The sequence below is a fragment of the Acidovorax sp. LjRoot194 genome (genome assembly GCF_964253015.1).
Classification (GTDB): Bacteria; Pseudomonadota; Gammaproteobacteria; order Burkholderiales; family Burkholderiaceae_C; genus Acidovorax.
In genome coordinates this window covers 2,626,000-2,646,583 of sequence record NZ_CAXUQB020000001.1, presented here as the reverse complement: position 1 = coordinate 2,646,583, position 20,584 = coordinate 2,626,000, and the positions used below count along the sequence as shown (strand labels likewise).

Annotated in this window: 19 protein-coding genes; 5 read left to right on the top strand and 14 right to left on the bottom strand. The window is 66.6% G+C overall.

The annotated features are described in order from the left end of the window. Nucleotides 1-11: 11 nt before the first annotated feature. From ACSQ3N_RS11865 to ACSQ3N_RS11850, 4 genes are all read right to left on the bottom strand, one after another. Entirely contained in the window at nucleotides 12-1,520 is a 1,509-nt protein-coding gene (locus tag ACSQ3N_RS11865; protein ID WP_056168653.1) for a Y-family DNA polymerase, read from the bottom strand. Further along, a complete protein-coding gene (gene imuA / locus ACSQ3N_RS11860; RefSeq protein WP_156372082.1) occupies nucleotides 1,480-2,370 on the bottom strand; it encodes a translesion DNA synthesis-associated protein ImuA in 891 nt (296 codons plus the stop codon). Before imuA ends, ACSQ3N_RS11865 begins: the two co-directional genes overlap by 41 nt. A gap of 132 nt (nucleotides 2,371-2,502) precedes the next feature. Further along, on the bottom strand, nucleotides 2,503-2,907 hold the full coding sequence (locus ACSQ3N_RS11855) for a VOC family protein (RefSeq protein ID WP_056168651.1): 405 nt from the start codon (nucleotides 2,905-2,907) through the stop codon (nucleotides 2,503-2,505). A gap of 123 nt (nucleotides 2,908-3,030) precedes the next feature. Next, nucleotides 3,031-4,335, bottom strand: a complete 1,305-nt coding sequence (locus ACSQ3N_RS11850; RefSeq protein WP_056168648.1) for an HD-GYP domain-containing protein — start codon at nucleotides 4,333-4,335, stop codon at nucleotides 3,031-3,033. A 499-nt stretch (nucleotides 4,336-4,834) separates the two neighbouring features. Here ACSQ3N_RS11850 and ACSQ3N_RS11845 point away from each other — a divergent pair, with 499 nt between their 5' ends. The 3 genes from ACSQ3N_RS11845 to ACSQ3N_RS11835 all read left to right on the top strand — a co-directional run bounded on the left by ACSQ3N_RS11845 (nucleotide 4,835) and on the right by ACSQ3N_RS11835 (nucleotide 6,234). After that, nucleotides 4,835-5,122: a hypothetical protein gene (locus ACSQ3N_RS11845; RefSeq protein WP_056168637.1), complete on the top strand. Its 288-nt coding sequence runs from the start codon at nucleotides 4,835-4,837 to the stop codon at nucleotides 5,120-5,122. Between the two features lie 76 nt (nucleotides 5,123-5,198). Then, on the top strand, nucleotides 5,199-5,492 hold the full coding sequence (locus ACSQ3N_RS11840; protein WP_396505370.1) for a DUF4148 domain-containing protein: 294 nt from the start codon (nucleotides 5,199-5,201) through the stop codon (nucleotides 5,490-5,492). A gap of 160 nt (nucleotides 5,493-5,652) precedes the next feature. Next, nucleotides 5,653-6,234, top strand: a complete 582-nt coding sequence (locus ACSQ3N_RS11835) for a hypothetical protein (RefSeq protein WP_436146352.1) — start codon at nucleotides 5,653-5,655, stop codon at nucleotides 6,232-6,234. Nucleotides 6,235-6,307: 73 nt separating this feature from the next. On the opposite strand, the gene ACSQ3N_RS11830 is transcribed toward ACSQ3N_RS11835, so the two are convergent. From ACSQ3N_RS11830 to ACSQ3N_RS11805, 6 genes are all read right to left on the bottom strand, one after another. Further along, nucleotides 6,308-7,408 carry a glycoside hydrolase family 5 protein gene (locus tag ACSQ3N_RS11830; protein ID WP_436146351.1) on the bottom strand — a complete coding sequence of 367 codons (1,101 nt, stop codon included), beginning with the start codon at nucleotides 7,406-7,408 and terminating at the stop codon, nucleotides 6,308-6,310. 2 nt (nucleotides 7,409-7,410) lie between these two features. After that, nucleotides 7,411-8,436 carry a glycoside hydrolase family 5 protein gene (locus tag ACSQ3N_RS11825; protein WP_436146350.1) on the bottom strand — a complete coding sequence of 342 codons (1,026 nt, stop codon included), beginning with the start codon at nucleotides 8,434-8,436 and terminating at the stop codon, nucleotides 7,411-7,413. A gap of 203 nt (nucleotides 8,437-8,639) precedes the next feature. Further along, nucleotides 8,640-11,333, bottom strand: a complete 2,694-nt coding sequence (locus ACSQ3N_RS11820; protein ID WP_436146349.1) for a protein kinase domain-containing protein — start codon at nucleotides 11,331-11,333, stop codon at nucleotides 8,640-8,642. Next, complete coding sequence (locus ACSQ3N_RS11815; RefSeq protein ID WP_436146348.1) at nucleotides 11,330-11,929, bottom strand: ECF-type sigma factor; 600 nt, start codon at nucleotides 11,927-11,929, stop codon at nucleotides 11,330-11,332. The genes ACSQ3N_RS11820 and ACSQ3N_RS11815 overlap by 4 nt, the downstream gene beginning before the upstream one ends. Before the next feature lie 249 nt (nucleotides 11,930-12,178). Further along, a complete protein-coding gene (locus ACSQ3N_RS11810) occupies nucleotides 12,179-12,817 on the bottom strand; it encodes a 3-oxoacid CoA-transferase subunit B (RefSeq protein WP_436146347.1) in 639 nt (212 codons plus the stop codon). A gap of 2 nt (nucleotides 12,818-12,819) precedes the next feature. Then, a complete protein-coding gene (locus ACSQ3N_RS11805) occupies nucleotides 12,820-13,557 on the bottom strand; it encodes a CoA transferase subunit A (RefSeq protein ID WP_056168621.1) in 738 nt (245 codons plus the stop codon). A 76-nt stretch (nucleotides 13,558-13,633) separates the two neighbouring features. On the opposite strand from ACSQ3N_RS11805, the gene ACSQ3N_RS11800 reads away from it, so the two are divergent. After that, nucleotides 13,634-14,179 (top strand): PAS and helix-turn-helix domain-containing protein, encoded by a 546-nt coding sequence (locus tag ACSQ3N_RS11800; protein WP_056168618.1) that lies wholly within the window; start codon nucleotides 13,634-13,636, stop codon nucleotides 14,177-14,179. A gap of 78 nt (nucleotides 14,180-14,257) precedes the next feature. Here ACSQ3N_RS11800 and ACSQ3N_RS11795 read toward each other — a convergent pair whose 3' ends face one another. The 4 genes from ACSQ3N_RS11795 to ACSQ3N_RS11780 form a co-directional block, all read right to left on the bottom strand. Beyond that, nucleotides 14,258-15,211, bottom strand: a complete 954-nt coding sequence (locus ACSQ3N_RS11795; protein ID WP_436146346.1) for an IS110 family transposase — start codon at nucleotides 15,209-15,211, stop codon at nucleotides 14,258-14,260. 286 nt (nucleotides 15,212-15,497) lie between these two features. After that, nucleotides 15,498-15,890 (bottom strand): 4-carboxymuconolactone decarboxylase, encoded by a 393-nt coding sequence (pcaC, locus tag ACSQ3N_RS11790; RefSeq protein ID WP_436146345.1) that lies wholly within the window; start codon nucleotides 15,888-15,890, stop codon nucleotides 15,498-15,500. A gap of 162 nt (nucleotides 15,891-16,052) precedes the next feature. Then, the gene (katG, locus tag ACSQ3N_RS11785) at nucleotides 16,053-18,251 is read right to left on the bottom strand and encodes a catalase/peroxidase HPI (RefSeq protein WP_436146344.1); all 2,199 of its coding nucleotides are present in this window, start codon (nucleotides 18,249-18,251) and stop codon (nucleotides 16,053-16,055) included. Between the two features lie 93 nt (nucleotides 18,252-18,344). After that, entirely contained in the window at nucleotides 18,345-19,286 is a 942-nt protein-coding gene (locus tag ACSQ3N_RS11780; RefSeq protein WP_436146343.1) for a LysR family transcriptional regulator, read from the bottom strand. 134 nt (nucleotides 19,287-19,420) lie between these two features. On the opposite strand from ACSQ3N_RS11780, the gene ACSQ3N_RS11775 reads away from it, so the two are divergent. After that, nucleotides 19,421-20,548 (top strand): NADH:flavin oxidoreductase/NADH oxidase, encoded by a 1,128-nt coding sequence (locus ACSQ3N_RS11775; protein ID WP_436146342.1) that lies wholly within the window; start codon nucleotides 19,421-19,423, stop codon nucleotides 20,546-20,548. The last annotated feature ends 36 nt before the right edge of the window (nucleotides 20,549-20,584 follow it).

Genomic DNA, 20,584 nt, shown 5'->3' with positions numbered 1-20,584 from the left:
CCCTTGCCGCATCAAGCAAAAATGCCGTGCAGAAACCAGCGGTGCGGGCGCACCACCACCGCTTGCGCGCCGTCGGCCATCGGTGCCAGGCGCTCCCGAAACACCCACACCAGCCCTGCCACATCGTTGTAGGCCACGAAGTAGTCGCGCAGTGCCAGACCGGTGCCAGGGTGGGTCGGGTCTTTTTCCTTTTCCTGTTCGGCCGTGCACCACCAACCCGCCTCGAACCGGTGGGGTCCGTCCAGCAGGCGCAGCCGCCCGTGGTGGCACGGCCGGTTGCCCTGCACCGCCAGGCGCCGCGGCGGGTTCAGCAGCCAGGTGGGTTGCAGCAAGGCATCGGGCGTGGCATCGAGGGCGGCATCTGCAGCATGGATGGGCGCCGCCCTGGACGCAGAGCGGCCTGTGGCCACTGCCACGCGAAGCACCTCTGCCGCCGGGCGCCACTGCTGCATGTGCTCAGGGCGGTGGTCGGCCTGCAGCACCGGGGCCAGCACGCGGTCGGTGCCCAGGCGGGCGGACAGGCGCTCGAGCAGCTGGTGCAGGGCCTCGGCCGATGCGCCCGCGGCATCGTCACCGCCCCGGCGGTCATCCGGGGGCAGCAGGCTGGCGCTGCGCTGCTGCAGCGGTGCGGACTCCAGAAGGCGCAGCGTGATCTGGTTGGCGGGCGCGGCCAGCTGGGTGCGCGTCAGGTTTTCTGACAGCAGGCGCCGCAGGTGCGCCATGTCCTGGGTGCCCTGCGCCGTGCGCACCTGCAGTGCACACGTGGGCGCTATCGCCACGCCGTCGATGCGGCGCAGGTCGTGCCGCCAGGCCAGCTCCAGCCCCAGCGCGCCCTGCTGGCGCGCCTGCAGCCAGCCCTGCAGCACCGTGAGACAGCGGCCCGCGCTCCACAGCAGCGCATCGGCCGACTCGGCCAAGGCGGGCAGCTCGGCCGTCAGCACGAATGCCTCGGGCAGCTCCAGCCAGCTGTGCGCCTGGGGGGCATCGCCCAGGGCCTGGTCCAGCACCTGCAGTACGGCAGCACCAAAGCGCCGCGCTACCCCTGCGCGCGGCAGGGACTGCAAGGCGCCCCAGGTGCGACAACCCATGCGCTCCAGGCTGGCCACATGGGGGCGCAGCGCCGTCAGGGTGTGCAGGGGCAGGCCCTGCGGCATGCGGGCAGGCAGCGCCCGCCCGGCCAGCGCCATCCGCAGCACCGCCTGCGCGAGCAGCGCGGTAGGGCCGCAACCCCAGACGAGCGAGGGGCCAGGCGGCGGCAGGCCCTCAGTACCAGCACCAGCACCGGCATCGACAGCCGCCTCAGCCGCCAGCGCCCAGGCCTCGCACACCTGTCTCAGCAAGGTCTCGCGCCCGCCCCAGAGCCGCTCGGTGGTGGAGACTTCGAGCAGCAAGGCATCACCATCCACCAGCGCCACCCGGGGGGTAAAGCGCAGCGCCCACCAGCCCACGGCGGTGGCGTCTGCCAGGGCAGCGGGCGCATCAGCCTGCCACCGTGGCAAAGGCAGTGCGATCCAGTGCATGCCCCCTCCTCTCTGGGCCGGCTTGGGACACCCACGCCACGTCCGCACTGCGCAGCCCTGCAGCTGCCGGGGATGGTGCGGACACAGCCATGCCGTGTGCGGCCTCATGAAGGGCCCGCCGGCGCGCGGCCTGGGCGTGTAGTTCGTGGGCCAGCCTGGGGTGGCATCCGGGCAGGTAGAGGTCTTGCATCAGCGGGGGACCTCTGCGCTTGAGGATCTGCACCTGCATCGCAGGGAATGCAGAGGCATCGCCCTGCGCCCCCTGCCCGCGCCCTGACTGCGGGGTCGGTGTTTGCACTTGCAGCCGCAGCAAGGCCGGCGACGCCTGCGGAGCCGCCGCCAAAGGCCGGAAGACCCACAAAAGTTGCTGATGCTGGGCGGCCGCCAACTGCAGCCTGCGCAGTGCGGCAGGCTGCACCTGGGGCAGCCACGCCATCACGGCCAGCACGTCGCGGCATCGCAATGCCTGCTCTGCGGCCCACAGCGCAGAGGCGCCCTCGGCCTGCACCAGGCACAACCGCTGGGCAGCCAGCCCGCGGGCCTGCAGCACCGGGCCAAAGGGTTCATACGGCGGCGCCACGCCCACCACAGCGCCGGTGCGCGCGGCCACGGCCTGCGCCAGGGCTGGCAGCACCAGCTGCCATTCGTGCAAACCGGGCAAAGGCTGCAGCACCTCACTCAGCGCACCCACCGGCCACCCCCCGCCTGGCAGCTGCTCATCCAGCAGCGCATAGCCCGACGGCTGGGTCTGCTGCAAGCTCGCGCCCAGCGAATCCGCATGCCATACGCCGGGTACGGCGGACGGCAGATCGGATGCGACCATCCGGCGGGGAATGGGCAGCGCAGACATGGGAAGGGGCGTCTTTCAACAACATCAATACTGTAAATATACACAGTATTTTGCCGCACCTCCCAAAAATTCAGCAGATTGTTTCAGGCGCCTGACCGCAGCGGAAGACTGCGCCTGCACGAACCTGCTGCTCTAAGACGTGGTGGGCGCAGCGCTCCCACCATGAAAAACGGCCTCGATGTTGTAGCCGTCCGGGTCGAGCACAAAGGCAGCGAAATATTGCGCGTGGTACCGGGGTCTCAGGCCCGGTGCGCCGTTGTCGCTGCCGCCCGCAGCCAGCGCCGCCTGGTGGAATGCGACCACCTGGGCCTCGCTGTCTGCGCGAAACGCAATGTGCGAGCGGGGCGTGAATGGTGGACCGGCGGAGATCCAGAAATCCCCTCCCGGATCATCCCCGGGCTTGAGGGCCCGGGCACCAAAGCCCACGGCATCCTCCAGCGCCAGCGTCACGCCGTAGCCCAGCGTGGACAGCACGGACTCATAGAACTGCCGGCTGCGCCCGAGTTGCGAAACGGTGATGCCTGTGTGGTCGATCATTTCAAGCCTCCTATCTCAGATCTCCGATGTGCATGAAATCCGCGCGGGCCAACGCCACCCGCCTGCCGCGCTACGGCCACGTGTCCTCGCCACCTGTGCGCGCATGTTCGCGCGTCCTGCCCACTACAGCCTGCGGACAGCCCAGTCGCACCAGTCGGCCACGGCCGTGTCTTCTGCTGTGGCACGGTCGGCCAACTGGGGCCAGCGGCGGTGGCAGGCGTTCAGGATGCTTTCCAGCTGCCACAGCGCTTCACGGCCTACCAGGGCCACCTCGGCCAGACCGATGGCATCGCCGTCGAGCTGGGCCATGAGTTCGCTTTGCTGCCGCGGATGGGAGCCCGATTCGAGCAAGGTCTTCTGCAAGGCCAGCAGACGGGCGTCGGCAAATGCAAAAGCGCTGCCGGGCAAAGCCTTGGCACCGCCCGGCACTGCGGCCTTGAGACTGTCCCAGTAGGCAAAGGCCTCGGCCAGTAGTTCGATCTGGCGTGGGGCATCGTTGCCCAGCGGCATGAGCGACGATTCACGGGCCACTTCTTCCTGCAGCAGGGGCAGGATGCAGGCCACCAGCGCCGCCGGAAACTTGCGGTGGTTGAGCCTGAGCACCAGCGACAGCCGCTGCGCCGGCATGTCCTCGTATTTTTCGTAGAAGGCGGCCACCACCTCGGCCAGCAACAAAATGCGCCCCAGCGGCGTGATGTCCCCACCCGCCAGGCCCCGCGGGTAGCCGCTGCCGTCCATGCGCTCGTGGTGCTCCAGCACGGCCACTTCAGCCGCCTTGGCATACGCCCGGGTGTCCCGGATCATCAGCATGGCCGTGATGGGGTGCGCCACCAGGTGTTTGCGCTGCACGCCGACCACCTTGTGGTCCGGGTCGCTCCAGGCCGGGTCCATGTGCAGCACCCCCAGGTCGTGCAGCAAGGCGGCGGCGGCCAGGGTGGCGCAGTCGCGCTCTCCCAGGCCGGTCTTGAACCCCAGGAACAGCGCCACCGTCATCATCTGCAGGCTGTGCTGGAACAACTCCGGCCGCTGCTCGCGCATCACCGTGAGCTTGCAGGCCATGGGGGCCGGCAGCGGTACCGCTCGCAGCGGCGACAGCAGCCGCGCACCAGAGCCCAGGGCCTGGGCCAGCATGTTGGGCAGTGATTCCTGCTCGACCAGCGCCTGGGCTGCGGCCATCAGGGCCGGCACATCCACAGGGTTCTCGATGGACAAGTGCCGATCGATGGGCTCACGCAGCTTGTGCTGCACCAGCCGGTCGTACAGCCGGCTGTCGATGCGCGTGCCCTTCTCCACCAGCTTGATGCCGTTGTCGGTGTAGATGGCTGCATCGGCCACCACGGTGCGCCGGTCGGCCATGTCGGTCAGGGCACGCAGGTAGTGGGGACTGTCTGCGGTATCGATGTCTGCCGGTACGGAAGGTTCGGTCATGCAAAGGGCACAAATGGTGGCCTTCGAATATAAGACCTTCGCCCGCCTGCCAGGACCACAAAGATGCCGCAGCCTTTGAAGCCTTGAGATGCATCAAGTGCAAATGGGAAGAGATGGCAGGGGATGGCAAGAGATGGGAGGTAGGAGACCCGGCGCTTTGCAGGCCTTCTGCCAGCCGACACCGCCAGAAAACAGCATGTTCTGTACGATTTCACTGTCCCGAAATCGCATAAGGGGTTTCCACCATAGGTACCCCTGAAAAGCCCCCACCAGCGGTATGTGGCGGGTAAACCCTGAAAAGTTCCGCGCCGATTGTTTCCAATACTGGAACAGTTAGTTCGCGACTCGGTGGTTTTTCTTGAGCGTCCATCCGCGTACAGTTCAACCCATCGATGAGCCGAACCCGCAAGGCGACTCACCGAACCCGGCAGGAAGCATCGACCTGTTTGTCTTCTCTCCGGTTTTTTTGAGACGCTCATTTAATTCAAGGACTTCCATCATGAACAACACCGCACGCTTCCTCTCCATCGCCGCCGTTGCCGCTTTCGCTTCCTTCGGTGCACAAGCCGACGAGGCCGATGCTTCGCAATATGTGTCCAAGTTCGAAACCAACCGCACCCGCGCTGAAGTGGCTGCAGAAGCTTCGAGCGTTGCTCAGACCCGCAGCATCGAGCCAGCAGGTTCGCGCGTTGTGACCTACAAGTCCACCGCTGACCGCGCTGCTGTGCGTGCCCAGGCTGCTGACGCTGTGCGCACCGGCCAGATCCCTTCGGGTGAGCAAGGCTGATCTGAATCCGACGGATTCAGCTTCCTGACTCTCTTTATAAAAACCTGATTTCTAAAAAATACACTGGACTTTCATCATGAACAAGACCGCACGTTTCCTCTCCATCGCCGCTGTGTCCGCTTTCGCTGCCTTCGGCGCCCACGCTGACGAAGCCGACGCTTCGCAATTCGCCACCAAGTTTGAAACGAACCGCACCCGCGCTGAAGTGGCTGCCGAAGCCTCCACCGTCGCCCAGACCCGCAGCATCGAGCCCGCAGGTTCGCGCGTGGTGACCTACAAGTCCACGGCTGACCGCGCTGCAGTGCGCGCCCAGGCTGCTGAAGCCGTGCGCACCGGCACGATCCCTTCGGGCGAAATCAGCGCGATGTAATTCGCGGCTGACTGCCACCCTCAACGGGCTCCATTCGGAGCCCGTTTTGCTTGGGGCGCCGCGTTTGCCGACGGTAGACTCCTGGTCCAGGCCTTTGCACAATGCACAGCGGCCATCACAGGCGCTTCACATCCCCCATTCGGCCACCCCGCTGCTGCCCATGCCAGAGACCCTGCCCCCATCGGCGTATCCGCGGTACCGCAGCACGCTGTTTTCCATCGCCCTGATGCTTGTCTCCACGGCCCTCACTGCAGCCCCGGTCGTCCGCCCTCCTTCTGGCACGGACGTGGACGAGACCCGCATGGTCAGCCAACGCACTGCACCACCCCAGCCGTGCATTGCAGTCCCGCTGGGCCGCGTGACCGTGCTGCTCGACCCGCAGGAACTGGCGGCCAGGGCTGCCGCGCGGCCTGCGCAATGGACGACCGAGTCCGAACGCATGGCATTGATCGAAGGCCAGCGTGCCGCTGCGTTGCTGGCCGCGGCAACTGCCACCGCCACCGCTCACGGCTGCTCGCACACGGTCACCACGCTGGATGCCCAGGCGCAGTACACACTGCTGGCGGCTCTGGAGGCGGGTTCGGCCACCGTGCTCGTGGCGGGCGACAAGCGCCCTGCCGCTGCGGTGGCCATCCGCTACCTGGGAACCCGCTGCGGCCCGCTGTGTGGCCGCGGGCACATCATGGTGTCAGTGCCTGGGCAGAGCGCGCCTTTCCTGGTACAGGACTGGTGGGTGTCCTGACACACGGCACCCGGTGCAGTGAGAATCCGCCGGCCTGAAGGCACCCTGGCTTCAAGAACCGATAAAGGCCCGATCAAGGCCCCGTCAAGGCGCGCAGCATCGAAGGCTCCCATTCGCGGCGTACGGGGTCGTACACACCGAACTCGCCGGACCAATCTCCGTACGCCCACGGCAACCCACGCTCCTCCGCGGCCTGGCGCACCAGGCGGGCATGGCGGGCGCGCAGTTCGGCAGGAATATTTTGGTAGGAGCTGAACTCCTGCACCCACACGGGGTAGCGGTGCTCCAGCGACCAGGCGTGCACGATGTCCAGCGGCAATGCCATCAACTGCTTTTCCTGTGGGCTGCAACACGTGCTGCCGCGCCATAGGTCGGACCCGGAAACGCCCGGCGCGCCCTGGCGGATGAACCGGAAAGGCTCTGCATGCGTGATGCCAACGATGAGATGCCTGTCGGCAGGCACACGTAGCTCCGACACGCCGACAGCCTCGCTCCACCCCACCACCACGACCCGCGTGGCATCGCTCTGGCGGATGGCCTTCAAGAGCGAGGACATGCGCTGGTTCTTGACCGCCCCAGTCCCGCCCGGCACCAGAGACACCTCGAACAACAAACGCTGAGGCCGCGTGGCATAACGCTGCGCGAGGTGCTGCCAGATCACCATCGCTTCACGATGCCTTGCCGGGCCCACAGACCCGCCTTTGTCTTGCACGGCCGAAGCGGCGGCCCCATGCCCCGGCTCGTCGCGCAGCGCCAGCACCACCGACAGCCCACGCGCAAGGAGCGCATCGACCATGGCATCGAGCACCGTCAGGCGCGCCGCCTGCTCGCGGTTCTGCAGCCCGGCCAATGCGCGCAAGGAGGCCTGCGGCACCGTCAGCCGCACGGACCGAAAGCCCGCCTGCGCCAGGGTGTCGGCGATCTCTCTGCCTTCCGACAGTGGCGTGGAGGACTCCAGCGCCGCCACCAGCCCGATGCCGCGCGACAACCCGGCAGCCGCGGCCCATGCCTGCCGTGAAGCCCCGGACGCAGCGCCCAGTAGTGGCGATGACGTCAATGGAGTAGATGGTGGCGATGGCAGCGCCTGGGCCTGCGCACTTGCACCACCCCACAGCAGGGCCAGCCACAGGCCCACGGCCGCCAAGCACGAGCCCGTGCCACAGCGCATCTTCATCCTCATGGCCCGAGCAGCGCGTCGAGCAACGGGCGGTGCCATTGCCGCTTCACGACGTCGTAGATGCCCGAGTCCAGCGGCGGGTCGCGCACATTGAAGTTGGCCGCAAAATCCGCATGGGCCCAGGCCATGCCACGCGCTTCGGCAGCCTCGCGCATCAGGCGAAGATACCGGGCCCGCGACTCCATGGGCGCCGTGCTGGCTGCGCCAAAAGACCCGAGCCACAGGGGATAGCGATGCGCATCAGACCACGCCTTGGCCAGGTCGAGATTGCGTTCGAGCGACACGCGCTGAGCCTCGTCGCAACAGTGCGTACCCAGCCATTTGTCGGAACCGGCAAACCAGGGCAGGCCCTGGTTCGTGAACGTGCGTGGCTCCCGGTTGTGAATGGCAACCACCAGATGCGGGTCGCGGGGCAATGACAAATCCGCCAGGTGGCTGGCTTCATTGCGCAGGGGCGCAATGACGACGATGCGCACGGGGTTGCTCTGCCGGATGCCTGCCAGCGCCGCTGCGGCCAGGCTGTTCCACTGCTGCGGCGGGCCCTGCGGCGCGTTGTACAGCTCGAACACCAGGCGATCCGAGCGATGCGCATGGCGCCGGGCCAACTGCCGCCAAATGTTGATGAAGCGCGTGCGCACGACGCGGGCGGCGACGGGAGCCTCGCCTTCGTCCAGCGGCCAGCCGCTGAGCTGGCTGTAAAAACTCATGTTCATGACCACCCGCAAGTCGCGGGCGAGCAGGGCATCCACCACCCGGTCGATGCGCCGGGCAAAGGCTTCGTCGAGCAGCGCATCGGGGCTTGCGGCAGCGTGGTTGCTCCAGCGCACCGACAGCCGCACGCTGCGAAAGCCTGCCTGGGCCAGGGTGTCGATCCACTGGTCGTCCATGCGCAGGCCCCAGTCTCCCTCGCGCGGCGCGGCATACACCGTCAGGTTGATGCCACGTGACAACGCCGCCGACGTGGCCCACGCCTTGCGCGATGCACCAGACCCGGCGCCCATGGGCTGGCTGGCGACAGGGGCCATTACAGCGGCCGATGGCGAGTTTTGCGCCTGGGCCTGCCGCATGCCTGCACTCAGCAAAAGCAGCGGTACCAATATCGCCATCGATATCCGTATCAATAGCAGCGGCAGTGGCAGTGGCAGTGGCACGAACCACAAAACCAGCGCCTGCGCACACCAAGGCCAGCGCTGCGCGACGCGATCCCCGCCCAGCGGGCCTCCCGGCATCACGCGGTCGGGCAGGTGCGAAGCACCTGCCGCATTTCCAGCACACGGGCTGCATCGGGCACCAGCGGATCACCGGGCCAGCGCGGCTGCATGGGCGCAAGAAGCTTCAGGCTGCGGCCAAAGCTCTCGCAGGCCTGCAGCCAGTCAGCCGGAATGGGCTCGTTCAGCGTGTTCGACGACACGGGTGCCCGCGCCAGCAGCGCCTTGCCCAAGGCATAAAGCGCCTGCGCATGCCGAAGCTGTGCCCGCCTGTCGGAGGAAGGCCACGGTGCCAGGTCTGTCCACAGCGCCACCGCGGGCGCGAGGGCCTGCACAGCCGCATCGGCAGTCCCGGTTGCCAGCAGGATGTCTCCCAACGCCAGCGACACCTCGGCCACGCCGAGCTGCAGCAATGGCTGATCGGGTGCCGTCTGGTGCAGCGCCTGCAGCTGCTGCTGTGCCCGCTGGATGTTTGCCAGGGCCTCGCGTTCACGGCCTAAGCGCCACAGCGCTACGCCCCCATCGCGCCGCACCAGCGCCAGCCGCCACTGCAATCGGACGCTGCGCGGTTGTGCCTGCACGGCAGGCTCGAGCCCGTCTTCTGCTTGCTGGAACGCCTTGGCTGCCTCTTCTGCGCTGCGAGAAGTCTGTATGGTATGTACGGTCTGTACAGCCTGTGCAACCTGTCCGACGTGCCCCGGGTCCACGGCATGTCCTGCCTGGGAGGCCGTGCCAGAGCCTGCGTGCATCCACCGCTGCCCACGCAACACATGGGCGTCCGCCAGCACCTCGGCCACGCTCGGGTCCATGGGGTGCTTTGGCGACACGGCCTCCAGCAGGGCTAGCGCAGCGTGCAGCGCCGCTTGCGCTTCGGCCTCTTTCTGCTGGCTCGCGAGCACGTGGGCAAAGTCCAGCTGCACGCGGGCCAACAGCAGGCGCCCTTGCTCATCCGCCACGTCGGCTTGGGCGATGCCCGCCGCGTCTGCCACCGCCTCTGCGGCCATGGATTTCGCCTCGTCGTACTGGCCCTCCCACTGCAGCAAGCGAGCCCAGCCGCTGTGCGCCATGGCTTTGGCCTGGCGGGCACGGCGCGCAGTGTCCCCGTCGGGCTGGTGATTCAGGGCCGTGTCGAGCGCCGCCACCGCCAGGGCGTAGTTGCCCATGGCGCCTGCAGTGTCGTTCAGATGAATTCCCTGCGGACCGCCTTGTACCTGTGCAATGCGCACATAGGCCATTCCGATGCCCATGTGCAGCGCCGGCTGGGCGCTGAGGCCGTTCGTGGCCATCCAATCTTTCAGCTCTGCGAGCCGCGCAACCCCATGCGCGATGGATGCGCGCTGCTGGCTGGCCGGCACCAGGGACTCTTGCCCAGCCTCGATTTCCGCCAGTGAAGACTCCAGCGACTGCTGTAGCTGCTGCAGTTGATGCACCTGTTGCACCTGTTGCAACTGGTGCGCCTGCTGGCTGGAGACTTCCCGCGCATGCCACCCCCATGCCACAACGGCCAGGGCCGCAAGGGCGAGCACGCCGGCCCCCACCACCGCGCCTGCAGGGGCTCGTCGCTGGCGAACGAATGCCACCGCCGCGCCAGCCCAGGTCTTGCGCTGGCCCTGCGCCAGGCGATGCCTGCACGCGCTCAACTCTTGCGACAACGCCAGCGCACTCGATTGCCGTTGCCCGGGCTCCTTGCTCAGCGCCTTCATCACGACCGCATCCACGCCCTGGCCCAGCGCCTGGCGCGCGGCGCCGGTGACCACCCGGCTCGGGCGCACGGGCGTGGTTTCGCAGATGGCCTTGCGCACCTCCAGGTCGTCGCTGGCTGCGTCCAGCCGGTAGGGCGCCTGGCCGGTCAGCAACTGGTACAGCAGCACACCCAGCGAATACACGTCGCTGGCCGGGGTGATCGGCTGCCCCCGCACCTGCTCGGGGCTGGCGCATGCCAGGGTCATCACCCGCACCGTGGTGGCGGTGCCGGCCTGGGGCTGGTTGCCCAGGCTCTTGGCGATGCCGAAATCAACCAGCTTCACGTCGCCGTGGTGTGTGACGAGCACGTTGTCCGGCTTCAGGTCACGGTGCACGATGCCTTCGCCGTGCGCGTAGTGCACCACGCCGCACAGGGTCTGAAACAGTGCGATGCGTTGCTCGAGCGTGAGCGCATTGCGCTGGCAGTACGTGTCGATGGGCTCCCCATGCACCAGCTCCATCACCAGGTAGGGCACGCCGTCGGCCACCCCGCCATCGAGCAACCGCGCCAGGTTCGGATGCTGCAGTCTGGCCAATATCTCGCGCTCTGCAAAAAAGCGCGAGGCCAGAGCCCCGCTCCCCAAGCCGTCCCGCACCAGCTTGATGGCAACGTCGCCGCCGGGCGCGCCGTCCAGGCGCTCGGCGCGGTACACCTGCCCCATTCCGCCGCGGGCGATCAGCTCTACCAGCCGGTAGCTGCCCAGCTCTCGCCCCAACCAGTCGGCACCGAACCGGGCCGACACGGCCTCGGCCAGCATGGCGCCAGATCCGGCATCCAGCAGCGGGCTCTGAGACTGACCTGCGGCCTGCAGCGACAGCAACTCGTGCAGCTCATGGGCGTCGTGCGCGTGCTGCGCGAGGAAGGCCTGCTGCTGCTCGGCCGGCATCTCCAGCGCGTCGGCCAGGATGCGCTTGAGCCGCTGCCAGCGCGCTGCCTGCGCGGCGTTGTCCGGGCTGGCTGTGCCAGTCACGGGTTCAGTTCGCGCAGCAGCCAGGCGCGGGCGGTGGCCCATTCCCGCTTGACGGTGGCCTCGGACACCTTGAGCGCTTCGGCGGTCTGCTCTACCGACAACCCCCCGAAGAATCGCAGTTCGACCACCCTGCCCTGCCGTGCATCGAGCTGCTCCAGGCGGGCCAGGGCCTGGTCGAGGTGCAGCAGGCTTTGCCACTGCTCGCTGGATGCGCACGCCAGCATGTCCTCGGGCGCGTCCTCCTGCAAGGCATCCAGGCTCTTGTCGGTGGCGCCGCGGCCGCGTTTGACTGCATCGCGGTTTCTGGCGTGGTCCACCAGGATGCGGCGCATCAGCGTGGACATCCAGCCGAAGAACTGGCTGCGCGAGGCCCACACGTTGCCGCGCTGCTCGCCCAGGCGCATGAAGGCCTCGTGGACCAGCGCTGTCCGCTGCAGCACATGGTCGTCGCGCTCACCCCGCATATGGAACTGGGCGATGCGCTGGAGATCGCCATAAACCAGCGGTATCAACCGCTCGAGCGCCTGGTCCTTGCCTTCAGACCAGGCATTGAGCAGCTGCGTGATGGGAGGCTGGGACAGGGAGAGTGGGGACAAGGCAAGCGATGACATGGGGCGCCCGGATTGGTTCGGCGCGATCATAGGGGCGAACGTGCAGTGCCCGCCGTGTTCCTACGTTTTGACACAAAGGGCGCGCAGGCGCGGCCTGGCCCACGGACCTTTTCCCCAGCAACAACAAAGGCCGGCGCACCCACGGGTGCCCGGCCTTGCATACAGCACTGCGGGACATGGCCCGCTCGCTGGGATCACACGATCACACGATCACATGGTCAAGAGATCAAGAGATCAAGCGATCAACTTCACACCCGTCTTGGCCTGCAGCGCGTCGAACGCAACGCCGGGTGCCAGTTCCACCACCTTCAGCCCCTCGGGCGTCACATCCAGCACCGCCAGGTCGGTGATGATGCGGTCCACCACGCCCACGCCGGTCAACGGCAGCGTGCAGCTGGGCAGGATCTTCAGGTCTTCGGTGCCGTCCTTCTTCTTGGCAACGTGCTCCATCAGTACGATCACGCGCTTGACGCCGGCCACCAGGTCCATCGCCCCCCCCATGCCCTTGACCATCTTGCCGGGAATCATCCAGTTGGCCAGGTCGCCCTTTTCGCTGACCTGCATGGCGCCCAGGATGGACAGGTTGATCTTGCCGCCACGGATCATGGCAAACGACTGGTCGCTGCCAAAGATGGACGAGCCCTTGATGGTCGTCACCGTCTGCTTGCCGGCGTTGATGAGGTCCGGGTCCACCTTGTCGTCGGTCGGAAAGGGGCCGATGCCCAGCATCCCGTTTTCAGACTGCAGCCACACCTCCTTGTCGCCGGTGAAGTTGGCCACCAGCGTGGGGATGCCGATGCCCAGGTTCACGTAGAAGCCGTCTTCGAGTTCTTGCGCCGCACGGGCGGCCATCTGGTCTTGGGTCCACGGCATGGTCAGGCTCCTGCTTTCTCTGTCTGAGCCGCGGGGTCGCGCGGCGCTTCGGTGATGGTGCGTTTTTCGATGCGCTTTTCGGGGTTGGCATTGAGCACGATGCGGTGCACGTAGATGCCGGGCAGGTGGATGTCGTCGGGGGCCAGTTCGCCCACTTCCACGATCTTTTCCACCTCGACGATGCAGACCTTGCCGGCAGTGGCGGCTGCGGGGTTGAAGTTGCGCGCGGTGAGGTTGAAGCGCAGGTTGCCCGACTTGTCGGCCACGTCGGCCTTGACCAGGGAGACCTCGGGCACCAGGGCGCGCTCCATCACATAGGTTTCGCCATCGAACTCGCGCAGTTCCTTGCCGTCGGCCACGATGGTGCCCACGCCCGTTTTGGTGAAAAAGGCCGGAATGCCCGCGCCGCCCGCGCGCAGCTTTTCGGCCAGCGTGCCCTGGGGCGTGAATTCCAGTTCCAGCTCGCCGGCCAGGTACTGGCGCTCGAACTCCTTGTTCTCGCCCACATAGGACGAGATCATTTTCTTGATCTGGCGCGTCTCGAGCAGCTTGCCCAGGCCGAAGCCGTCGACACCGGCATTGTTGGAGATCACGGTGAGATCCTTGGCGCCAGAATCGCGCAGCGCATCGATCAGGGCCTCCGGAATACCGCACAGCCCGAAGCCACCGACAGCCATCAGTTGGCCATCTGCCACCACGCCTTTGAGGGCTTCGGCAGCCGAGGGGAATATCTTGTTCACCACGATCTCCTTATGAATTGGGATGCGCTACGATACTACGTATCTGCATAAGTAGTTTCTCGTAAAGACTTGTACCATGGACGTTGATTACCGTCTGGCTTTCGACATGGCCCCCGTAGGCCTGGTGCTCTCGCGCAACCGCACCATGGTGGACTGCAACCGGCATGTCTGCGAGATGTTCGGCGCCTCGCGCGAGGTGCTGATCGGCCAGTCCTTCCAGGTCCTGTACCCTAGCGCCGACGAGTACGAACGCCTGGGCGCGCACATGGAGCCCATCCTGAACGCCAAAGGCCACTACGCCGACAACCGCATCATGAAGCGCGCCAACGGAGAGGTCTTCTGGTGCCATGTGTCGGGCCGCGCCTTGAACCGCGCCGACCCGCATGCCTCGGGCATCTGGAGCTTCGAAGACCTGTCGGCCCAACGCCCGGTGAAGGCCGAGCTGACGGGCCGCGAGCGCGAGGTGGCCGCCCGGCTGCTCGAAGGGCTCACGTCCAAGGAGATCGGCAAGGCGCTGGAGATCAGCCACCGCACGGTGGAGATCTACCGGGCGCGGCTCATGCGCAAGTACAACGCCTCCACCGCCGCCGATCTCGTGCAGAAACTCCTCGCTGGGAGTTAACAAGCCCCCCTGAGCCGCTTCGCGTCTTCCCCCAAGGGGGACGCACCCGGTGGCCTGGCAAAGGTTCTATGGTTCGAGTCAAGCGCTTGGGGTGATGCGATGAGCATCAAACGGCTTGCCCGATCGCCACACAGCAAAGGCAATGCGCAGCAGCTTGCGCGCCAGCACGACCAGAGCCTCGGTGCTCTTGAGACCCCGGGCGCGCAACGCCTGGTAGGTCGCCGCAAACGTGACCGTGTGGCACGCCGACATCGCCGCCATGAACATCTGGTGGCGCAGCGCCGGATTCCCTCGCTTGGACAAGTGCCTGCGCCCCCTGCTACGCCCAGAGTCGTGGGCCCGGGGATCCAGCCCGCTGTAGGCCACCAGCGCATCACAGCTGCAAAACGCCACGCGATCGAGCACGGTGACCAGCAACGCGCTCGATTGGGGACCGATGCCCACGATGCTTTGCAGCAACGTGCGAGCGCGGTGCAACTGCTCTTGCTCTTTGATCAACTGCGTAATGCGCCCATCGATGGTGTGCAGCAAGGTGCCAAAGGCGTCCTCCAGCCCCGCGGCCGCCTGCGCGATGCTCGTGCTGCAGCCGCGCAGCGACTGACGCAGCGCGGTGCGCTTGGTCACCGCCGTCCAGCGCTGGCCCAGCAACTGCTCCAGTTCGGCCTGACAGGCGCTGGGGACACGGTGCGGGTGCAGCCGCTCGTGGTGCTCGGCCAGGTAGCGGGCAATGATCCGGGCATCCACCCGGTCGGTCTTGCCGCGCGCGCCCAGGCCCTTGGCGTAGAAGTACACATCGCGGGCGTTGAGCACGAACACCGTCAAACCCATGCCGGCGGCCAGGGTGGCCAGCAGCTGGTGAAAGCGGCCGGTGGACTCCATGGCCAAGAGCGCGCCAGGGGGCAGGGTGTGCAACCACTGCACGATGGCAGTGGACTCGTTAGAGACGGCAAGGCAAGCGTCCTGGCCGTGGGTGGCCACGACCAGCTCAGCCTTGGAGACGTCCACGCCGATGAAACAAAGGGGTACTTGCATGATGAGATTCCTCCAATGAACAATGACGATCGTTGGGGTGGAATCCCGCCACAGGCGTTAGCTTGCTTACAGATCGGCGCTGAGGTGCGGCTCAGTTCCTTATCGACGCTCAGGGGCGGGGTGGGGGCTATCTTTGCCAGTCGGTCAAAGCCGATAGCCGGTATTCAGGCCCTCCACCCCAACACCTCCACCATACAAGCCAGTTCCACGGGTGCACTGGCGTGGATCGCGCCAGTGGCAAAGGCCGCGTGCAGATCGCAGGACTCGGTTTTGAACTTCCTGTCCGTTACCCCTTCATGGGTCCGTCAACCACTTCGGCAGCCGTGCGGAATGCGTCTACGGCGCTGGGCAAGCCGCAATAGATGCTCGCGTGCAGCAGCAACTCCTGCAGTTCCTTGGCCGTCACACCGTTGTTGAGCGCGCCGCGCACGTGGGCCTTGAGTTCGTGCTGCTTGCCCATGGCGATCAGCATCGCCACGGTGATCATGCTGCGCGTGCGGCGGTCCAGCCCGGGCCGTTGCCACACATCGCCCCACGCATTGCGCGTGATGAACTCTTGGATGGGCTGGGTGAACGCCGTGGCATTGCCCAGTGCGCGGTCCACGTAGTCGTCGCCCATGACCTCACGGCGGGTGGCCAGGCCTTGTTCGTAGTCCTTCGATGCGGGGGTCTGTGTCATGCGGTCTTCTCCTTCATGGTTTCGGAATGGTCGATTCGGCAACCGATCAATGGTAGCGATGCCCACAAACACCAACGCCGCGCAAGCCATGGGCTGCGCGGCGTTGGTTTGTTTTGAGTGAGCAGCAGGCTACTACCGCTCACTCAGCGGCACTGTGCATCATCACGCCACATCAAATCGATCAAGGTTCATCACCTTGGTCCAGGCTTTCACGAAGTCCTTCACGAACACCGCCTGCGCATCGCTGCTGCCGTACACCTCGGCCAGGGCGCGCAGTTGCGAGTTGGAGCCGAACACCAGGTCGGCCACCGTGCCCGTCCACTTCGGCGCGCCACCGGCGCGGTCCACACCTTCTAGCACGCCGGCCGACGTTGCGGACTTCTGCCACTTGGTGCGCATGTCCAGCAGGTTCACGAAGAAGTCGTTGCTCAGCGTCTGCGGGCGCTGCGTGAAGTTGCCGTGCGCCGACGCGGCCGCCACGTTGGCACCCAGCACGCGCAGGCCGCCCACCAGCACCGTCATCTCGGGCCCGGTCAGCGTGAGCTGGTTGGCCCGGTCGATCAGCAGCTCGGCCACGGCGCCTTCCATGCCCGGCTTCACATAGTTGCGAAAGCCATCGGCCGCAGGCTCCATGACCTCGAAGGATGGCACATCGGTTTGCTCTTGCGATGCATCGGTGCGGCCGGGGGTGAACGGTACCGTCACATCCTGCCCGGCCTTCTTGGCTGCGGCTTCCACCGCGGCGCCACCGGCCAGCACGATCAGGTCGGCCAGAGAGATCTTCTTGCCGCTGCCGCTGGTCTGTTGCGCTGCATTGAACGCCTGCTGAATCGCTTCGAGCTGGCCCAGCACCTTGGCCAGTTGCGCGGGCTGGTTCACCTCCCAATCCTTTTGCGGCGCCAGGCGGATGCGCGCACCGTTGGCACCGCCGCGCTTGTCGCCACCCCGGAAGGTGGAGGCCGACGCCCAGGCGGTGGACACCAGCTCGGCGATCGACAGGCCCGATGCCAATACCTTGGCCTTGAGCGCCGCCACATCCTGCGCATCGACCAGCGCATGGTCCACATCCGGCACCGGGTCTTGCCACACCAGCACTTCGGCCGGCACGTCTGCGCCCAGGTAGCGCGAGCGCGGGCCCATGTCGCGGTGGGTCAGCTTGAACCAGGCGCGGGCAAACGCATCGGCGAACTGTTCGGGGTGCTCGAGGAAGCGGCGCGAGATCTTCTCGTAGGCCGGGTCGAAGCGCAGCGACAAATCGGTGGTCAGCATGGTGGGCACCAGCTTCTTGGATGGGTCGTGCGCATGCGGGATGGACGCCTCGGCATTCTTGGCGGTCCACTGGTGCGCGCCGGCGGGGCTCTTGGTCAGCTCCCACTCAAAGCCGAACAGGTTTTCGAAGAAGTTGTTGCTCCACTGCGTGGGCGTGGTGGTCCAGGTGACTTCCAGGCCGCTGGTGATGGCGTCGCCGCCAAAGCCGCTGCCGTGCTTGCTGATCCAGCCGAAGCCCTGGTCTTCAATGCCACCGCCTTCGGGCTCCAGGCCCACCAGGGCCGCGTCGCCCGCGCCGTGGGTCTTGCCGAAGGTGTGGCCGCCGGCGATCAGCGCCACGGTTTCTTCGTCGTCCATGGCCATGCGGGCAAAGGTGTCGCGGATGTCGCGCGCTGCGGCCAGGGGGTCGGGGTTGCCGTTCGGGCCTTCGGGGTTCACGTAGATCAGGCCCATCTGCACGGCGGCCAGGGGCTTGGCCAGGTCGCGCTCGCCGCTGTAGCGCTTGTCGCCGCCGAGCCACGTGCTCTCTGCGCCCCAGTACACGTTTTCACCGGGCTCCCACACGTCGGGGCGGCCACCGGCAAAGCCGAAGGTCTTGAAGCCCATCGACTCCAGAGCCACGTTGCCCGTGAGGATCATCAGGTCCGCCCACGAGATCTTGCGGCCGTATTTCTGCTTGATGGGCCAGAGCAGGCGGCGGGCCTTGTCCAGGTTGGCGTTGTCGGGCCAGCTGTTCAGGGGCGCAAAACGCTGCTGCCCTGCCCCGGCGCCGCCGCGGCCATCGGCCAGGCGGTAGGTGCCGGCGCTGTGCCAGGCCATGCGCACGAAGAGTGGACCGTAGTGGCCGAAGTCGGCCGGCCACCAGTCCTGCGAGTCGGTCATCAGCGCGCGCAGGTCGGCCTTCACCGCGGCCAGGTCCAGGCTCTTGAACTCTTGGGCGTAGTTGAAGCCGTCGCCCATGGGGTCGACCAGCGGCGAGCTTTGGTTCAGGGGGCGCAGGTTGAGCTGGTTGGGCCACCAGTCGGCGTTGCCACGGCCCTTGGGCGCGGCGGCCTGGGTGTGATCGAAGGGGCACTTTGCGTCTGTCGTCATGGGTCACTCCTTGTTATGGCTGATGAACGGCTCCGATCCTAAAAAATGTGCACCCCATTGAAAAGGCAATCATCTTCATCAAGGCGATAGTTTTTATTGAAAATGAGCCAGCTTCAACGGAGCTTCAGGCTCCCCGCAACCACAGGTATCGAACAGCACGGAGCGCACCCAGCGATGCCCCGCGGAGCGGTGGGTGCGTTCGTGCCAGGCGGCAGTTTTCACGAATCCCGGTATGGCCACCGGCGGCTCCATGACGACCAGCCCCGGCGCATCGGCCACCACCCGCTGCGGCACGACCGCGATCAAATCGCTGGTGCGCAGAATCTGCGGCAGTACCAGAAAGCTGGTGATCGACAGCGCCACCCGGCGCGACCGGCCCAGGCGTGCCAGCGCCTCGTCCGTCACGCCGCAGAAGCTGCCGCCGGTGTACGAGATGAGCGCATGGTCCAGCGCACAGAAACGGTCGAGCGACAGCACACCACCCTGGGCATCCGGGTGCCCCTCGCGCATCACGCAGACATAGCGCTCGTCGAACAGGTGACGGGCGTACAGGTCGGGCGCCGTGTTCTCCGGGCTGATCAGGGCCAGGTCGATGTCGCCGCGCTCCAGCCGCTCGTACACCGGCAAGTGCTGGGCGGGCACCACGGCCACACGCACACCGGGCGCATGCCGCCGCAGCCGGGCCAGGAACGGCACGACCACCACCTGCAGCGCGTAGTCGGTGGAAGCAAGGTGCACGGTCATCTGCGCCGTGGCCGGGTCGAACGCCCGGGGCTGCAGCAAGGACTCGATCCCGCCCAGCAATTCCTTGACGGGCGCGGCCAGCTCCTGCGCCCGCAAGGTGGGCGTGATGCCGCGCTGCGTGCGCACGAACAGCGGGTCGTCAAAACTCTCGCGCAGCCGGGTCAGCATGCCGCTCACTGCCGGCTGGGTCAGGGACAGGCGCTGCGCTGCGCGGGTCACGCTGCGCTCGTCCAGCAGCGCATCCAGGGCCTTGAGCAGGTTGAGGTCCATGGATCTGATATCTATTTTCATGATTTCAAAAATAAGAAATATCGATTTGGTTTATGGCTGGATCGTACCCACCATCCTCACCGTGCGTGGCCACTACTTCTTTTGGCCTCCCCGCTTCACTCCATTTTTCAGCCTCCCACAAGAAAGAAAGCTGCATGTCTGCCCTGTTCACCCCGTTCCAGCTCCAAAGCGTCACCCTGCGCAACCGCATCGCCGTCCCGCCGATGTGCCAGTACAGTGCCACCGACGGCCTGACCAATGAATGGCACCAGGCGCACTACGCCGGCCTTGCCCGCGGCGGCGCCGGCCTGGTCATCGTGGAAGCCACGGGCGTGTCGCCCGAAGGCCGCATCACCCCGGCGTGCACGGGCCTGTGGAACGACCAGCAGATCGAAGGCCTGGCCCGCATCGCCGCCAACATCAAGGCCGCTGGCGCCGTGGCCGGCATCCAGATCGGCCATGCCGGCCGAAAGGCCAGCGCCCAGCGCCCGTGGGAAGGCGACGATCACATCCCTGCGGACGACCCGCGTGCCTGGCAACCCATCGCCCCGTCCGCCATTGCTTATGGCGGCGGCCTGCCCCGTGTGCCCAAGGCCATGACGCTGGAGGACATTGCCCGCGTGCAGGCCGATTTCGTCGCCGCTGCCCGCCGTGCGGTGGCCGCGGGCTTCGAATGGCTGGAACTGCACTTTGCCCACGGCTACCTCGCGCAGAGCTTCTTCTCGGCCCACAGCAACCAGCGCACCGACCAGTACGGCGGCAGCTTCGACAACCGCGCACGCTTTCTGCTGGAAACGGTGGAGGCGGTGCGCAAGGTCTGGCCCGCGCACCTGCCGCTCACGGCACGTTTCGGCGTGATCGAATACGACGGCCGCGACGAGGAAACCGTGGCCGAATCCATCGAGCTGGTGCGCCAGATGCGCGAGCGCGGCCTGGACATGGTCAACGTGAGCGCCAATTTCGTGATCGCAGAGACGCAGATCCCCTGGGCCACGCCGGCCTTCCTGGCCCCGGTGGCCCAGCGCGTGCGCAGCGAAGCCGGCCTGCCCGTGGCATCGTCATGGGGCATCGATGATCCGCAGGTCGCCGAGCGCTCGGTGGCGGATGGGCAGATGGACCTGGTGATGATCGGCCGCGCCCACCTGTCCAACCCGCACTACACCTACCACCTGGCCCAGGTGCTGGGCGCGCCCAAGCCCGAATGGACCACGCTGCCCGCGCCGTATGCCCACTGGCTATCGCGCTACCGGGGCGCTGCGCGCTCTACCCAGCAGACGGCTTGAGGCTGGGGTATCAGGCGCCGCTCTCCGCGACCCCGC

Coding starts and splice junctions, on each gene's coding strand:
- ACSQ3N_RS11850 (WP_056168648.1), bottom strand. CDS start 4,335: ATGACCGAACCTTCCGTACCGGCAGACATCGATACCGCAGACAGTCCC.
- ACSQ3N_RS11835 (WP_436146352.1), top strand. CDS start 5,653: ATGCCAGAGACCCTGCCCCCATCGGCGTATCCGCGGTACCGCAGCACG.
- ACSQ3N_RS11825 (WP_436146350.1), bottom strand. CDS start 8,436: ATGGCCCCTGTCGCCAGCCAGCCCATGGGCGCCGGGTCTGGTGCATCG.
- ACSQ3N_RS11795 (WP_436146346.1), bottom strand. CDS start 15,211: ATGCAAGTACCCCTTTGTTTCATCGGCGTGGACGTCTCCAAGGCTGAG.
- katG (WP_436146344.1), bottom strand. CDS start 18,251: ATGACGACAGACGCAAAGTGCCCCTTCGATCACACCCAGGCCGCCGCG.
- ACSQ3N_RS11855 (WP_056168651.1), bottom strand. CDS start 2,907: ATGATCGACCACACAGGCATCACCGTTTCGCAACTCGGGCGCAGCCGG.
- ACSQ3N_RS11830 (WP_436146351.1), bottom strand. CDS start 7,408: ATGAAGATGCGCTGTGGCACGGGCTCGTGCTTGGCGGCCGTGGGCCTG.
- ACSQ3N_RS11780 (WP_436146343.1), bottom strand. CDS start 19,286: ATGAAAATAGATATCAGATCCATGGACCTCAACCTGCTCAAGGCCCTG.
- ACSQ3N_RS11865 (WP_056168653.1), bottom strand. CDS start 1,520: ATGCACTGGATCGCACTGCCTTTGCCACGGTGGCAGGCTGATGCGCCC.
- ACSQ3N_RS11840 (WP_396505370.1), top strand. CDS start 5,199: ATGAACAAGACCGCACGTTTCCTCTCCATCGCCGCTGTGTCCGCTTTC.
- imuA (WP_156372082.1), bottom strand. CDS start 2,370: ATGTCTGCGCTGCCCATTCCCCGCCGGATGGTCGCATCCGATCTGCCG.
- ACSQ3N_RS11775 (WP_436146342.1), top strand. CDS start 19,421: ATGTCTGCCCTGTTCACCCCGTTCCAGCTCCAAAGCGTCACCCTGCGC.
- ACSQ3N_RS11810 (WP_436146347.1), bottom strand. CDS start 12,817: ATGCCGTGGACCCAAGACCAGATGGCCGCCCGTGCGGCGCAAGAACTC.
- ACSQ3N_RS11800 (WP_056168618.1), top strand. CDS start 13,634: ATGGACGTTGATTACCGTCTGGCTTTCGACATGGCCCCCGTAGGCCTG.
- ACSQ3N_RS11845 (WP_056168637.1), top strand. CDS start 4,835: ATGAACAACACCGCACGCTTCCTCTCCATCGCCGCCGTTGCCGCTTTC.
- pcaC (WP_436146345.1), bottom strand. CDS start 15,890: ATGACACAGACCCCCGCATCGAAGGACTACGAACAAGGCCTGGCCACC.